The 15,003-nt window shown below is 41.8% G+C and carries 17 protein-coding genes; 14 read left to right on the top strand and 3 right to left on the bottom strand.

Translation table 11 applies throughout. The features are described from left to right. Positions 1–225 precede the first annotated feature (225 nt). Genes xthA through J3455_RS18515 form a run of 3 tightly spaced genes read left to right on the top strand, consistent with a single transcriptional unit; the run spans position 226 to position 2,476 of the window. The gene (gene xthA, locus J3455_RS18525; protein WP_167658597.1) at positions 226–1,035 is read left to right on the top strand and encodes an exodeoxyribonuclease III; all 810 of its coding nucleotides are present in this window, start codon (positions 226–228) and stop codon (positions 1,033–1,035) included. Beyond that, the gene (locus J3455_RS18520) at positions 1,032–1,682 is read left to right on the top strand and encodes an energy-coupling factor ABC transporter permease (RefSeq protein ID WP_152996508.1); all 651 of its coding nucleotides are present in this window, start codon (positions 1,032–1,034) and stop codon (positions 1,680–1,682) included. The genes xthA and J3455_RS18520 overlap by 4 nt, the downstream gene beginning before the upstream one ends. Then, complete coding sequence (locus tag J3455_RS18515) at positions 1,679–2,476, top strand: putative RNA methyltransferase (protein ID WP_130051729.1); 798 nt, start codon at positions 1,679–1,681, stop codon at positions 2,474–2,476. The genes J3455_RS18520 and J3455_RS18515 overlap by 4 nt, the downstream gene beginning before the upstream one ends. On the opposite strand, the gene yfbV is transcribed toward J3455_RS18515, so the two are convergent. Next, positions 2,473–2,919 (bottom strand): terminus macrodomain insulation protein YfbV, encoded by a 447-nt coding sequence (gene yfbV / locus J3455_RS18510; RefSeq protein ID WP_130052297.1) that lies wholly within the window; start codon positions 2,917–2,919, stop codon positions 2,473–2,475. The two genes, J3455_RS18515 and yfbV, sit on opposite strands and share 4 nt — an antisense overlap. Positions 2,920–3,209: 290 nt before the next feature. On the opposite strand from yfbV, the gene J3455_RS18505 reads away from it, so the two are divergent. The 7 genes from J3455_RS18505 to J3455_RS18475 all read left to right on the top strand — a co-directional run bounded on the left by J3455_RS18505 (position 3,210) and on the right by J3455_RS18475 (position 9,867). After that, a complete protein-coding gene (locus tag J3455_RS18505) occupies positions 3,210–4,424 on the top strand; it encodes an acetate kinase (protein WP_130051730.1) in 1,215 nt (404 codons plus the stop codon). A gap of 4 nt (positions 4,425–4,428) precedes the next feature. After that, complete coding sequence (pta, locus tag J3455_RS18500) at positions 4,429–6,585, top strand: phosphate acetyltransferase (RefSeq protein ID WP_130051731.1); 2,157 nt, start codon at positions 4,429–4,431, stop codon at positions 6,583–6,585. A 210-nt stretch (positions 6,586–6,795) separates the two neighbouring features. Next, positions 6,796–7,188 carry an ACT domain-containing protein gene (locus tag J3455_RS18495; RefSeq protein WP_130051732.1) on the top strand — a complete coding sequence of 131 codons (393 nt, stop codon included), beginning with the start codon at positions 6,796–6,798 and terminating at the stop codon, positions 7,186–7,188. A gap of 57 nt (positions 7,189–7,245) precedes the next feature. Continuing rightward, positions 7,246–7,689 (top strand): PTS glucose transporter subunit IIA, encoded by a 444-nt coding sequence (locus tag J3455_RS18490; RefSeq protein WP_233786733.1) that lies wholly within the window; start codon positions 7,246–7,248, stop codon positions 7,687–7,689. Positions 7,690–7,694: 5 nt separating this feature from the next. Continuing rightward, on the top strand, positions 7,695–8,039 hold the full coding sequence (locus J3455_RS18485) for an ArsC family reductase (RefSeq protein ID WP_130051734.1): 345 nt from the start codon (positions 7,695–7,697) through the stop codon (positions 8,037–8,039). After that, a complete protein-coding gene (dapE, locus tag J3455_RS18480; protein WP_256854523.1) occupies positions 8,039–9,169 on the top strand; it encodes a succinyl-diaminopimelate desuccinylase in 1,131 nt (376 codons plus the stop codon). Before J3455_RS18485 ends, dapE begins: the two co-directional genes overlap by 1 nt. After that, positions 9,166–9,867: a M15 family metallopeptidase gene (locus tag J3455_RS18475; RefSeq protein ID WP_167658600.1), complete on the top strand. Its 702-nt coding sequence runs from the start codon at positions 9,166–9,168 to the stop codon at positions 9,865–9,867. Before dapE ends, J3455_RS18475 begins: the two co-directional genes overlap by 4 nt. On the opposite strand, the gene J3455_RS18470 is transcribed toward J3455_RS18475, so the two are convergent. Beyond that, positions 9,848–10,717 carry a DMT family transporter gene (locus tag J3455_RS18470; RefSeq protein WP_250661917.1) on the bottom strand — a complete coding sequence of 290 codons (870 nt, stop codon included), beginning with the start codon at positions 10,715–10,717 and terminating at the stop codon, positions 9,848–9,850. The genes J3455_RS18475 and J3455_RS18470 overlap by 20 nt on opposite strands. A 136-nt stretch (positions 10,718–10,853) precedes the next feature. Here J3455_RS18470 and J3455_RS18465 point away from each other — a divergent pair, with 136 nt between their 5' ends. From J3455_RS18465 to J3455_RS18450, 4 genes are read left to right on the top strand one after another with little or no spacing between them, the layout of a single operon-like run. Then, on the top strand, positions 10,854–12,218 hold the full coding sequence (locus tag J3455_RS18465) for a COG3014 family protein (RefSeq protein WP_349562150.1): 1,365 nt from the start codon (positions 10,854–10,856) through the stop codon (positions 12,216–12,218). Positions 12,219–12,226: 8 nt separating this feature from the next. After that, the gene (locus J3455_RS18460; protein ID WP_054552954.1) at positions 12,227–12,652 is read left to right on the top strand and encodes a YcfL family putative periplasmic lipoprotein; all 426 of its coding nucleotides are present in this window, start codon (positions 12,227–12,229) and stop codon (positions 12,650–12,652) included. Positions 12,653–12,662: 10 nt separating this feature from the next. After that, positions 12,663–13,274: a penicillin-binding protein activator LpoB gene (gene lpoB, locus J3455_RS18455; protein WP_349562149.1), complete on the top strand. Its 612-nt coding sequence runs from the start codon at positions 12,663–12,665 to the stop codon at positions 13,272–13,274. A gap of 12 nt (positions 13,275–13,286) precedes the next feature. Next, the gene (locus tag J3455_RS18450) at positions 13,287–13,754 is read left to right on the top strand and encodes an outer membrane lipoprotein (protein WP_130051739.1); all 468 of its coding nucleotides are present in this window, start codon (positions 13,287–13,289) and stop codon (positions 13,752–13,754) included. A 25-nt stretch (positions 13,755–13,779) separates the two neighbouring features. Here the strand turns inward: J3455_RS18450 and J3455_RS18445 are convergent, their stop codons facing one another. Next, entirely contained in the window at positions 13,780–14,997 is a 1,218-nt protein-coding gene (locus J3455_RS18445) for a pyridoxal phosphate-dependent aminotransferase (protein WP_130051740.1), read from the bottom strand. Positions 14,998–15,003 lie beyond the last annotated feature (6 nt).

Below are 15,003 nucleotides of genomic sequence, written 5' to 3'. Positions count from 1 at the left end.
ACATAATATGAACGGATGGTTTGCGCGCATTATATAAACAAAAATAAGTAGATCAACTGAATTATTTATTTAATTTAATAATTAATAGTGAGTTAACAATGTTTTTAAATTAAGCAGCAATTGATCAACATTTACCCAATTTGATTTTCGTAATTAGCTCATGAATAAGCCCTAGTTTGATGATAGAATTGCGCTAAACACTGAAACAAAAATAATAGGTGCACCATGAAGGTAATCTCATTTAACATTAACGGCCTGCGCGCCCGTTTACACCAGTTGCAAGCCGTAATTGATAAACATCAACCAGATATTATTGGCTTACAAGAAATCAAAGTGCATGATGAGGCCTTCCCTCTCGAAGACGTGCAAAAAATGGGTTATCACGTTTATTTTCATGGTCAAAAAGCGCACTACGGCGTGGCTATGTTATGTAAGCAAGAACCAAAATCAGTCGTTAAAGGCTTTGCAACTGATACTGACGAGTCACAGCGCCGTATGATTAGTGTTACTGTGACACAAGAAAATGGCCGTGAATTAACGGTGATGAATGGCTATTTCCCGCAAGGCGATAATATTGCCCACGAAACCAAGTTCCCATATAAGCGTCAGTTCTACAAAGATTTAATGACCCATTTAGAAGATAACCACACGCCTGAGCAAGATGTTATCGTGATGGGCGATATTAATATTTCACCGACCGATCTCGACATTGGTATTGGTGAACCAAACCGTAAGCGCTGGTTAAAAACAGGTAAGTGTTCGTTCCAACCAGAAGAGCGTGAATGGCTAAGCACTTTATTAAACTGGGGCTTTAAAGATACATTCCGAGAGCTTTACCCAGAAAAAACCGAGCAATATTCGTGGTTTGATTACCGTTCAAAAGGTTTTGATGACAACCGCGGTTTACGTATTGATGTGATCTTAGCAACTCCAGCGCTTGCTAAACGTTGTGTTGAGTCTGGCATCGATTACGAATTACGTGGTATCGAAAAGCCATCTGATCATGCCCCAATTTGGTCAACTTTTAACGCATGATAGACACACTGCAATGGCAGCTCCCTTTGTGGAGCTGTGTGGCTTTAATACTTTGGCTGAGTTTCGATAAACAAAGCGCATCACAATTATTGGCAACACCAATAAGACAAGTTGGTGTACTCGCTTGTGCTTTAGTACTTGCGGTACTGTGGCGTATTAAAGCGGGGATATTGCCAGGCCTCGAATTGCATATTTTAGGGGTCACTGCAGTGACCCTGATTTTAGGTTGGCGACTGGCCATTTTTGCAAGCCTTCTTGCAAGTTTACTCTTGGTATTAGTCGCTCAGCTGCCAGTATCAATACTGCCAGTGCATTTATTGTTTACTGCTTTTTTACCAATTACATTGAGCTATTTGTGTTTTGTGCTTTGCTATAGCTATCTGCCGAGACACTTTTTTATTTATATCTTTTTATGCGCGTTTTTAACCGCTGCTGTTATCGCCTGTATTAAAATACTTACCAGCGGTGTGTTTTATTACTTGCTTGGTGATTACAGTTTTATTGAGATTTCAGAAAACTATCTGATCCTGTGTGCCATAATTTGGTTTCCTGAAGCAATGCTCAATGGCATGGCTATTACCTTGATGATCACCTATCGCCCTCACTGGGTTAAAACCTTTTATGATAAGGACTATTTAGACTCATGAGTCTTCACTATCACTGCCCGCTTTGCAAACTTGAACTTACTCTAACCGACAAAACTTACCGTTGTGACAACAACCACAGTTTTGATATCGCCAAAGAGGGTTATGTCAATTTACTTCCCGTGCAAAATAAAAAGTCTAAACAACCGGGCGATAACCTTGAAATGGTGCAGGCTCGCCGCGCATTTTTAAGTGCCGGGCACTATTTGTTTTTACAGCAAGCTTTAGCAGATTTAGTGACATCACTCGAACCAACTTCAGTGATTGATTTAGGCTGTGGTGAAGGCTTTTACACTCAAGCAATAGCAACGCAATCGAGTGCCGATGTCTATGGTGTCGATATTTCGAAACCCGCGGTAAAATACGCTGCTAAGCGATATGAAAATGCGCATTTTAGCGTTGCCTCAATTAGCCAAGCCCCTTTTGCAGATGCCAAAGCGGATGTGCTTGTTAGTGTGTTTGCACCACTATTTGCACAAGAACTTGCCCGCCTTGCCAAACCACAAGCTAGCTTAATTGTTGCAAGCCCTGGCCCTTGGCACCTAAAAGAGTTAAAAGCATTTATTTATTCCGATGTTAAACCACATACTGAGATAGAACCACCAGCGGGTTTCAGCAAAGAGTCGACGAATTTACTAGAGCAACAGGTGTTGTTATCTGTCGATGAGATTAAACATTTAATTATGATGACGCCGTTTGCATGGAAGTTTCGCCCAGAGCATTGGCAGCAGATAGAGCAGCAAGGCCCACAAAAAATTACGTTATCGTTTTATGTGAGCCAGTTTATTCGGGATTAAAAATGCTCTTTAGTGAAGGCTTTATCCATTTTTTCGAACATATCCTTTAACAGTTGAGCTAAATCTATATAGCGTGGTTTTTCAGTCGTTAATTGTGACTGATAACCATGCGCCTTCATTTTACTGTGCAATTCTGTATACCAACTTAGCATCGCTGGTTCTAATCTGGTTTGAGCACGTCTTCCTAACCACAACAAACCTTGCAGCGGAAGTGACAAAAAGAATAGCGCAATAGTGATAGCTTGGGGAAAATAATCACTGCCTAAGTAATTAACTTGCATGAATACGGTCAGCATTGCCAAAATTGGCATCACAGTAATTGCCAGATCAGTAGCTTTGATCACTCTAAATTCGGCAAACAATGGAGCGAGCTCTTGTCGCATCGGCCATTTTTTAGCGTACTGACGACCTGTTTGCACTTGTGACATGACACCTTTTTGCATCATCACTCCTAGGGTTTTCATCTCGTTTCACAACCGAGTGTAACACACTCCCGGATACAATCCCTGCAAAACCTGTCCTAGTTCTAATACCAAATTAATGGTAATGAGACTAACGTTTAAAGTCTAAATGAGATAAAATGTTATCGGCTTAAGTCAACTAGACTTTAGTGTAATTACAGCCTAGCTTTGTTAAGTGTAGCAACAAAATACTTATTTACTATACTGGCAAAGAATTCTAATTATCAAGCCTTAATACACACTGACTGATATCGTACTTTTAGGACCTAGCTATGCCGAAGCACCTTTGCTCACCACATCACGTTTTAGTACTAAACTGTGGTAGTTCGAGTTTAAAATTTGCCATTTTAGATGCCACCACTTCTGACGAAGTTATTTCAGGATTAGCTGAACGCCTTGGATCAGATACGCCTTCAATAAAATATAAATATAATGGTGAAAAACAACTTATTGAACTTGCAAAAGGACAAGCCCATGATGCAGCAATTAATAAACTTGTTTACCTGGTCAAAAACTTAGGTCTTGAGGATAAGTTAGTTGCCGTGGGCCATAGGGTCGTACATGGTGGCGAACATTTTACCGAGTCAGTATTAATTGATAATGACGTATTAATAGAAATCGAGAAAACGGCAGCATTAGCGCCTTTACATAATCCAGCGAATTTATTAGGTATTCGCACCGCACAGCAAGCGTTCTCGACACTACCACAAATTGCGGTGTTTGATACTGCGTTTCATCAAACTATGCCAAAAATTGCCTACTTATATGCATTACCTTACTCGCTTTATAAAGAACATGGTGTAAGACGTTATGGTTTCCATGGCACGAGCCATTATTATGTTGCCGGTGAAGCGGCGAAATTACTCGGCAAAGAACGCCAGCAAACTAATGTGATCAGTGCGCATTTAGGTAATGGTTGTTCTGTGTGCGCTATTAAAGATGGTAAGAGTGTTGATACCAGTATGGGGCTTACCCCACTGGAAGGCTTAGTCATGGGTACGCGCAGTGGTAGCATCGATCCTGGTTTATTCACCTTTTTGACTCAACAACTTAATTATTCAGTTCAAGAAATTGATGATTTGTTGAATAAACAAAGTGGTCTGTTAGGCATTAGTGAATTATCAAATGACTGTCGCACTATTGAAGAAGCGGCTGTTGAAGGCCACCCACAAGCAAACCTTGCTCTCGATATTTTCTGTTACCGCTTAGCAAAACAAATCGCTGCGTTCTTGGTGCCTCTGCAACGCCTTGATGCGCTTATTTTTACCGGTGGCATTGGTGAAAACTCAGACATCATTCGTGACAAAGTGATTTCACACTTAGGCTTTTTAGGCCTTGAGTGTGATGAAGCTGCTAACTTGGCTGCTCGCTTTGGTAAAGAAGGCCTAATTTCAAAAGGCCAAGCGCATGTTAAAGCGTTTGTGATCCCAACAAATGAAGAATGGGTTATTGCTAACGATGCAGCCCGCATTGCAAAGGAGGCTTAAGTAAATGGCACGTAGAATTATGTTGATCCCTATTTCAACTGGGGTTGGTTTAACATCTGTTTCTGTTGGTTTGGTACGTGCGCTAGAGCAAAAAGCGCTTAAAGTTAACTTTTTCAAACCCATTGCACAGCCACGCTCTGGCGATACAGGCCCAGAAAAGTCGACGCAAATTGTTACCCATGGCTCGCCAATTAATCCACCGACACCATTCGATTTGAGCTATGCAGAGCAAATGATTGGTGATGGTAAAGGCGACGACTTACTAGAAGAAATCGTAGAGCGCTTTGAAAGCACCATTAAAGAAGACGAAATCGCCATTATCGAGGGTATGGTGCCAACACGTCGTCAGCCTTATGCTGGACGCGTAAACCGTGAAATTGCGCAAACGCTAGGTGCTGATATTGTTTTTGTTTTAACGCCTAGTAATGATAGCAATGACCAAATTGAAGACCGTTTAGAAATCGCCTCTGGCAACTATGGCGGTGTTAATCACCCTCGCGTGTTAGGCTGTATTTTCAATAAAGTAAATGCGCCATTGGATGACGAAGGTCGTGCACGTGCAGATCTTGTTGAGGCCCATGAACCTGAACAACTCGAGAACGAATTAAACCGTTTAGCATCGCTGCCTATTTTCAGAAAGCACCCATTTAAGTTATTAGGCTCAATTCCTTGGGATTTTGACCTAGTAGCACCGCGTGTACGAGATTTATGTGAATACTTAAAAGCTGAAGTAATTAACGAAGGTGACATGGCTCACCGCCGTTTACGTCGCGTCACTTTCTGTGCCCGTACAGTGTCGAATATCTTAAGCCACTTTACCCCTGGAGCATTGCTGGTAACTCCTGGCGATCGCTCTGATGTATTAGTTGCAGCTTGTTTATCAGCCATGAATGGCACCAAGCTTGGGGCAATTTTATTAACTGGTGGTTTTAAACCTGAAGATCGCATTATGAAATTATGTGAACAAGCGATGGATACAGGTTTACCAATTATCGCAACAGAAGAAGATACGTGGCGTACCTCACTGTTACTGCATAACTTCAATATGGAAGTGCCTTGTGATGATGATCAACGCATCGATAAAGTAAAAGATCACAACGCCAGCCATATTGACTCAGACTGGTTAGACAGCCTTGCACAAAGTGTTGGTCGTACTCGTAAAATGTCTCCTCCAGCATTTCGCTTCTTACTAACGGATAAAGCCCGTCAAGCGAATAAAACGGTTGTTTTACCAGAAGGTAATGAGCCACGTACTATTAAAGCTGCTGCTATTTGTGGTCAACGTGGTATTGCTAAAACAATCCTTCTTGGCGATAAAGAAGAGATTTTACGTATTGCTGAACAACAAGGTGTTGAGCTTAACGATAACGTAACCATTATTGAGCCAGCTGATGTAATCAACGATTACGTGGCGCCTATGGTAGAGATTCGTAAAAACAAAGGCTTAACAGAAGTGGTCGCACAAGAGCAATTACTAGATAACGTAGTACTTGGCACCATGATGCTTGAACAAGGTAAAGTAGACGGCTTGGTGTCAGGTGCTGTTAACACAACAGCTAACACGATTCGCCCACCGCTACAATTGATTAAAACGGCTCCGGGTTCATCGTTAGTATCATCGGTATTCTTTATGCTATTACCTGATCAAGTACTTGTTTACGGTGACTGCGCTATCAATCCAGATCCTACCGCTGAGCAATTAGCTGATATTGCTATTCAATCGGCTGATTCAGCTGCCGCATTTGGCATTGAACCTCGCGTTGCAATGATCAGCTACAGCACGGGTACGTCAGGCTCAGGCGCTGATGTAGAGAAAGTCCGTGAAGCCACTAAGCTTGCCCAGCAAAAGCGCCCAGACTTAGTGATTGATGGCCCGCTTCAATACGATGCAGCTATTATGGAAAATGTAGCAATTAAGAAAGCACCCGATAGCCCTGTGGCAGGTAAAGCAACTGTGTTTGTATTCCCAGACTTGAATACTGGTAATACAACTTACAAAGCAGTACAACGTAGTGCTGATTTAATTAGTATTGGCCCGATGCTTCAAGGTATGCGCAAGCCGGTAAATGACTTAAGTCGTGGTGCATTAGTAGACGATATTGTTTACACCATTGCCCTTACAGCGATTCAAGCTAAGCAAGTCGAAAGCATAGAAAATTAACCCTTCAAAATTTAGGCTAATTTATAAAACCTTTATAAATTAGCCTATTAGCTTCTTTATACTGACCTATTCCCATATTTATCCACAGATTCTGTGGACAACATTTAAAGACTGAGCTGAGTATTTCCTCAGCAATCAAAATTATTGCGCTTTATCTTAACTTTGTTTACCTATACTATAAATTCAAAGGCTTCAAAGATAGGATCGCAGATGTCAAAACAAACGTTACAACTTCATAGTGAAGAACTTACCATTCATAGTTTAGATGTCGATGCGACGATTGATCCTACCCTACTTCAACAAGCTATTTTCTTTATTGCTAAAACCGCTGATGAGTTGTCTATAGTGTGTCCAAGTAGTTTTGAGCTAGACAGTCTTGATCAAGAAACGGATTGGTTGGCACTTGAGGTGATTGGCCCTCTTGGTTTTTCACTAACAGGTATCATGGCAAATATTTCTGGAGTACTGGCAAAAGCGTCGATTTCGATTTTTGCTTTATCAACTTACGATACCGATTATGTACTGGTGAAGAAGCAAAGTATGGCCAAGGCAATTACAGCCCTGAAAAAAGACGGTTACCATGTGCTAGGTGATGTTAAATAAGCCATGACTAACGAAGTTCAATATTTACCCGAACGCAGCCTCAGAAAAGCGCGCTGCATGGCTATTAAAAGCCCATTTACTGGGCGTGTAAAAAGCATTAGCGAGCACCCAGAGCCATTTTTCCGCTTTGCGACACTTGGACCAAGTATTAGTGTTGAATTAACTAGTCACAACATCATCGCACCATTCGATGGCACCCTATTACAAGTTAAAAATGCCGGTAAAGAATACATTTTACAGGCAAAAAACGGTTTAAAAGTTTTATTAAACTTATCGTTTTCATCGGTTGAAGAACATATTAATCACACCAATATTGCAAAATTAAATGGCAGTAAAATTAGCCAGGGTGAACGGTTAGCCTATTTTGATTTACGCGAGCTGAGCAGCCCAATGCTCGGTACTCTTTGCGTACTCAATAGCCAACACCTTGGCCCTCTGTATTATTCACTATCTCAGGTCATTGCTGGGGTAGACACATTACTCACTGTAACTAAAAAGTAGAATTTATGACTATCATGTACGGTATCAGCAACTGCGATACAATTAAAAAAGCCAAGAAATATTTAACTGATAACAACCAAGAATTTACTTTCCATGATTACCGTAAAGACGGCATTAGTGCTGAGCTAGTTAATGAGTTTGCAGCACATATTGATTGGCAAGATTTAGTTAATAAACGCGGCACAACTTACCGCCAATTATCTGATGAGCAGAAACAAAACCTAGATAAAGAATCAGCATTAGCATTACTGGTTGAGCAACCTGCAATGATCAAGCGTCCGGTACTCGTGCATAACGGCCAGTACTACTTAGGTTTTAAAGCAGCTCAATACGATGAGATTTTTGCCTAATGACTCACCCTGTTATTGAACTTGCTCAAGCACTTATCCAGCGTGAATCAGTAACGCCTGAAGATGCCGGTTGCCAAGCGTTAATGAACGAACGTTTGGAAAAGCTAGGGTTTAATATAGAATCACTGTTTTTCACTGATACCTTAAATACTTGGGCTCGTAAGGGAGATGCGTCACCGCATTTTTGTTTTGCGGGTCACACCGATGTTGTACCAACTGGTCCCGAGAAAAATTGGCAGCACCCGCCCTTTTCGGCACTAGTAGAAGACGGCATGTTACATGGTCGCGGTGCAGCCGATATGAAAGGTTCTTTAGCTGCAATGGTGGTTGCCACCGAGCGTTTTGTGGCTAAGCACCCAGATCATAATGGATCTATTTCGTTTTTAATTACTTCAGATGAAGAAGGCCCGTTCATCAACGGCACAACCCGTGTTATCGATACCCTTGAAGCGCGTGGTGAGAAGATTGATTTATGCTTAGTCGGCGAGCCATCATCACGGGATGAACTTGGCGATGTGGTAAAAAATGGTCGACGTGGCTCATTAACTGGCTTTTTAACCATTAAAGGTGTGCAAGGCCATGTTGCTTATCCGCATCTTGCTCAAAATCCGATTCACTTAGCCGCCCCTGCGTTAACTGAGCTAAGTCAAACCGAGTGGGATCAAGGTAACGAATTTTTCCCTGCAACGAGCTTTCAGGTTTCGAATATTAACGGTGGCACCGGTGCCGGAAATGTGATCCCAGGTGAACTTGAGATTCAATTTAACTTCCGCTTTAGCACAGAAGTTACACACCAGCAGCTACAACAACGAGTCGTTGATATTGTTGAAAAACACAATCTGAATTATGAGTTAAATTGGATTGTAAATGGACTGCCGTTTTTAACCGACCACGGCCCGTTAGTTGATGCAACTGTGCATGCTATTAAGCAGGTGACTGGACGCGAAACAGCGCTTGAAACCACTGGTGGGACATCTGATGGTCGTTTTATCGCACAAACAGGTGCTAAAGTCATTGAACTTGGCCCGCGTAATGAAACCATTCATAAAGTAAACGAATGTGTTAGCACAGAGGATTTAATTCAACTTGCTGATATCTACGAAATCATTTTAGAGCAACTGCTTACATGAACCAAGCTGAGCTTAAACAATGCGCCACCGGGTCATGTAGCTCACATTTAGTTGAGCTACAACACCATCGCTTGCATCGTGATATTGTCGATGATTTTTTAGCTCTTCAGCAAGGTGCGAAAGAAGCGGGTATTGATCTGACAATTGCCTCAAGCTTTCGTGACTTTCAACGTCAAAGCGCTATTTGGAATGCAAAATTTCAGGGCCTTCGACCAGTTTATACCCTTGCACAAAAAACGGTAGACTTAGAAAGCTTGAGTGATATTGAAAAGTGCCACGCTATAATGCTTTACTCCGCACTACCTGGGGCAAGCAGACATCACTTTGGCACCGACCTCGACATCTACGATAACCGCCCTATTGACGATGATTATCAGCTGCAATTAACGCCAGACGAGTATTCGGCCACTGGGCCGTTTGCAAAGCTTGCTGCATGGCTTGATGATAACCTCGAAAAGTATGGTTTTTATCGCCCTTACCAAGAATATAAAGGGGGGGTTGCCCCTGAGCCTTGGCATATCAGTCATATCAATGCATCGCATAAGATGATGCAATATTTGTCAGTTGAAACATTACAGCAATGTATTGAACAAAGTGAACTTATTGGCAAGCAAGCGATACTAGCCGAACTAAACACCCTGTATGAACGCTACGTGTTAAATATTAATACGCCAAAATCTAAAGGCTGCGCTTTTTAGTTATTAAAAACACCAGTACAGCGCCAAGAATCAAGGCGCTGGCTGTGATTAAACGCGCTGTTAATTGCTCATCTAAAAATACCACCCCAGCTAACGTAGCAAGCACTGGAACCGTTAGCTGTACCACACCTGCTTGGCTACTTTTAAGCCTTGGTAGTGCAATATACCAAATGCTATAACCAAGGCCTGATGCTAAAGCTCCTGAAGCTATCGCCAAATAAACGCCTGTTGCTGTGATCCCCTGCCAATCGACAACGGCTAGAAAGACTAAAATTGGCACAAGTATTAAACTTCTTAGAAAATTAAAGCTGGTTGCTTGCAAAGGTGAGCTGCATGATTTTCCACGAATACTGTAAACACCCCACGCTACACCACTTAACGCCATGAGCATTGCTGGCATGAAAGAAGGCACCGTCGCTGAGGGCAGCATTAGGTAAATAAAACCCGCAAAAGCGACAAATAAAGCCCCCCACTGCACTTTACTGAGCGGCTCTTTATTTAAAACACTATGGCCTATCATGGTTAACTGCACTGCAGAAAATAAGATAAGTGCGCCTGTACCTGTATTTAAATCAACATAAGCAACTGAAAAGCACAGCGCGTAAACAAATAAACTAAGGGCACTGATATTATTACCTTTATCGGATAAAGGTTTAGCCCTTTGCGATTTTAATTGCCTTAACTTTGCTTGCCATAACAGTAAGCCAAGCAACATAAATGCCCCACTTGCTAAGCGAATAGCAGTAAAGCTCAAAGGATCAATATCACCACTTTGTAATGCCATTCGACACAACAAAGAATTAGCTGCAAAAGCACTAAGTGCAATCAAGGTATACAGTATGGTGCTCAACAAATGCAGTGTCCTTTAACGTTACAAAACAGAAGACCAGAAAGTTGTCTATTAACTTACGATTTTTTACATAATTTATCATAGAAGGTTAAGCCGCGTATGCTAATCTGATTACATTGTTTAAAAGGAGTGTTCAGTGCATCGACGTTTATTTATTGGAGCTGCTTTACTGTTATCTGGTTGCAGTACCATAGGTATTACTGATCTATTCCAAGATTATGCGACGCAGCTAAAACCTGTGCGCCAAGCTGTTTCTCAAAATAACATAGCAAGTGCTCAGCAACTTTTGCCGAGTAACAGCCGAGGCCATAGTAACTATTTATTGAATCAGCTTGAAACGGCCCGTCTTGAGTTTTTGGCTAAACAAAATTCCGAGGCCAATGAGACCTTTGAAGCTGTTTATCAAAATATGGAAAAAAAGCGTCAAGCAGCCAAAGTACAGCTAAGTGCAGGCCTTGAACAAACAAACTCATTATTGACCAATGATTCAGTGATTGGTTATGAGCCAGCAGCCTATGAAATGACTATGTTGCATAGCTACAAAGCACTGAGCTATGTATTTGATAAACAACTTGAATCTGCATTAGTTGAAGTTAGACGTGCTAATAAAGTGCAAGAAGATGCATTAAAAGACAACCAAGCTGTACTTGATGAACAAGCAGAAAAGGCAGCCGAAGGCTACCCTGATATGGCTGAGCTAATTGGTAATGTCAAAAATGGCTTTCAAAATGCCTTTACGTTTTATTTGTCTGGTCTACTTTATGAGGCAGATAAACAGTTTGATGATGCCTATATCGACTATAAGAAAGCACTCGAAATAAATAGCGAAAATAGCTACTTACAGCAAACAGTGTTACGCCTTGCCAAAAAGCAAGGGTTTGATCAGGATTTTGAAGAATTTAGCAAACGCTTTGGCAAGCTAAAGCAAACTCAAGCAAACACAGGCCAAGTAATTGTAATTGCAGAGCAAGGGTTAATACCAGCAAGGCAAGAGTTTCATTTACGATTACCCATTTATACCTCCCGGGGTGATGCACGCTTTTACAGTATTGCCATGCCTGTTTATCGCGATGCGCCTTATTCGGGCAGTGATAAAACAGTGAGTCTCGATGGCGAAAACTTACCGCTGACACCCATTGTTAGGCTTGAAGCGCTGGCAGCAAAAACTTTAAAAGATCAAAGTGCTGGCAGAATAACCCGCCAGGTTATGCGATTGGTTGCGAAAGAAAAGATGCGTGCAGAATTGGCAAGAAGCGGCGGCGATGTCGGTAATATTTTAGCGAATATTTATAACATTGCATCAGAGCAGGCTGATACGCGAAGCTGGTCGACTTTACCAAGTCAACTGAGTATTGCTCAGCACGCGATGCCAGCAGGTCAGCACGCTTTAAGCGTGCCAGGACATAGCGAAATAGACTTTACGGTTAGTAAGCAAAGGTTAACCTTGATTTTTCTAACCTCTATAAATAACTACTACGACACACATGTCGTACAACTCTAGGAGCAATGATGAAATACTTAGTGCCACTATTAACCATTTTACTTGTTGCGGCTTGCTCCTCACGCCCTACCACTTCTGGCATTGGTGTTGAGCAGGCATCACAACAGTATAACCAACAACTGATTGTTAATAACCCTGAACTTGGTAAGAAATTAGCCATTACAGATGTAAAAACACGTCAAACAAATGGCTTAACTGATGTTGTTGTGACACTGGCAAGCCAATATAAAAAGTCTCAATACTTACAATATCAATTTACTTGGTATGACGCTGATGGCTTTGTTATTCGCGGCAACCATTCGCCTTGGCAACCTATCACTTTATTTGGATTTGCTAAAACCCAGTTACCGGGCCTAGCCCCGACAGCAAATGCTGTCACCTTCTCGCTTGCAGTGCGTGAAGTGTCAACAGAAGCACAAGAATTTGAAGATTAAGGATACTACAATGAAATTACTTTCTGTTAAGTCGGCTGCGGCCGTTGCAATGACAAGCGCTTTATTGCTGTCTGGTTGTGCAAATAAAGCCGTTGTTAGCTATGGTGATGCACAAGCTGTTGAAACTACTGATATAAATTTTGGCTCAACGGATCTACAAAAAGTAGCAAGCCAGATGACAGACTCATTACTTGCTTCACCTGTGGTTGGCACCATGACAACAAATACTCGCCCTATCGTGTTTGTTGAGCGTATTAAAAACAAAACGAGCGAGCATATTGATACTGAATCAATTACTGATTCAATCTCAACACAGTTATTACGCAGTGGTAAGTTCCGCTTTGTTGATATGACCCGTGTTGAAGCTGTGCGTGAACAACTTAATTTCCAAAACGTCGATCCACTTGTCGACCCAAATACAGCGATTGCTTTTGGCCAGCAAGTTGGTGCGCAATATATGTTATACGGCAACTTATCGAGCATTGTTAAATCAAATGCTGACAAGGCTGATGTTTATTACAAATTCACAATGCGTTTAATGGATTTAAAAAGCGGTCTAGTTGAATGGGCTGATGAAACTGAAATCCGTAAAACTCGTGAGAAATCAACTTTTGGCTGGTAGCCAGGAGGGTATATGAAATACCTAATTACTATCCTAGCAAGCTGTTTATTACTGAGCTCGCCTAGTTATGCTGATTATCAGCGTAACAAAGCAGTACCAGTACAACAGGTGTTGTTTGGCTCTGTACAATCCGTACGAACCATTACCGAACAAGAGCTAGTCAGAGATAAAACAAACGGCTGGGAAACGTTTGGTGGTGCGCTTATTGGCGGCGTTATCGGTAACCAGTTCGGTGGCGGCAGTGGCCGCACTGTAGCAACCATTTTAGGTTCGATGATTGGTGGCTCTGTTGCTCACAACCGTCAACAAAACAGTCGCGTTATACAATATCAGCTCGTTGAATTGATGATCAAAGTAGAAAGCGGCGAGCAGTTCATGGTTGTGCAAGACAAAGATAACCAAATGCTGTTTAACCAAGGTGATAAAGTACGCCTGGTGTACCTCACCGATAACACGGTACGTGTTGATAAAGCGTATTAAAAAAGCGAGCCTCGGCTCGCTTTTTTTAGCTTTGTCGATAATCAGCGAAGAATCGCTGCATCTTACTCATGGCTTCTGTTAAATCATCTTTGTTTGGTAAAAACACCAATCTGAAATGATCAGGATCAGGCCAATTAAATGCGCGACCATGCACTAATAAGATTTTCTCAGCTTTGAGTAAATCTAAAATCATGCGTTCATCATTTTTGATATTAAAGTGTGCTGTATCCACTTTCGCAAATGCATATAGCGCCCCTTTAGGCTTTTTACAGCTAATACCATCAATGGCATTTAAACCACGCCATGCAATATCTCGCTGAACGTACAGCCGACCACCTGGGTTAATAAGATTATCAATCGATTGCACACCACCTAACGCTTGCTGAATAGCATATTGTGCAGGTACGTTGGCACATAATCGCATAGACGCCAGCATATCTAGGCCACGACTTAAGTCGTCCATCATGCTAGTACGACCGCTTAACACCATCCAACCCATTCGCAAACCCGCAGCGCGGTACGTTTTGGCTAAGCCATTAAAAGTGATGATTGGCACATCATCACACAATGCACCAATAGAGCTGTGTGTGACACCGTCGTACAAGATTTTCTCGTAAATTTCATCGCTCAATAGCAAAAGCTTGTGTTCACGAGCAATATTGATAAGTTCCATCAAAAGATCATCACTATACACCGCACCGGTGGGGTTATTAGGGTTAATAAGCACCAGTGCTTTGGTCTTTGAAGTGATCTTCGATTTTATATCAGCAATATCAGGGAACCAATCTTGTTCTTCATCACATAGATAATGCACAGGGTTACCCCCTGCTAATTTAACCGATGCTGTCCACAGCGGATAATCCGGTGCAGGAATAAGCACTTCGTCGTCATTATCAAGTAATGCTTGGGTGGTCATTTGAATTAATTCGCTGACCCCATTGCCGATATAAATATTATCGACATCAAGATTAAATAAACCGCGTTGCTGATAGTGTTGATAGACAGCCACACGGGCTGAGTAGAGGCCTTTAGAGTCACAGTAGCCTTGGGCTGAATATAAGTTACGAATGATATCTTTGTGCATATCTTCAGGCATATCAAAGCCAAAGGCAGCCGGGTTGCCAATGTTTAGCTTTAATACTTTTTGCCCTTCATCTTCCATTTTTCGAGCTTGTGCAAGCACAGGCCCACGTATGTCATAACAGACACCGTCTAGTTTGTGACTCTTTTTGATTTGTGACATGGTTAC

The sequence above is a fragment of the Pseudoalteromonas sp. NFXS39 genome, from assembly GCF_040148775.1.
In the GTDB taxonomy this organism is placed as follows: domain Bacteria; phylum Pseudomonadota; class Gammaproteobacteria; order Enterobacterales; family Alteromonadaceae; genus Pseudoalteromonas; species Pseudoalteromonas apostichopi.
Note: the sequence above shows the minus strand (reverse complement) of the source record. Positions and strands in the feature narration are given on the sequence as shown.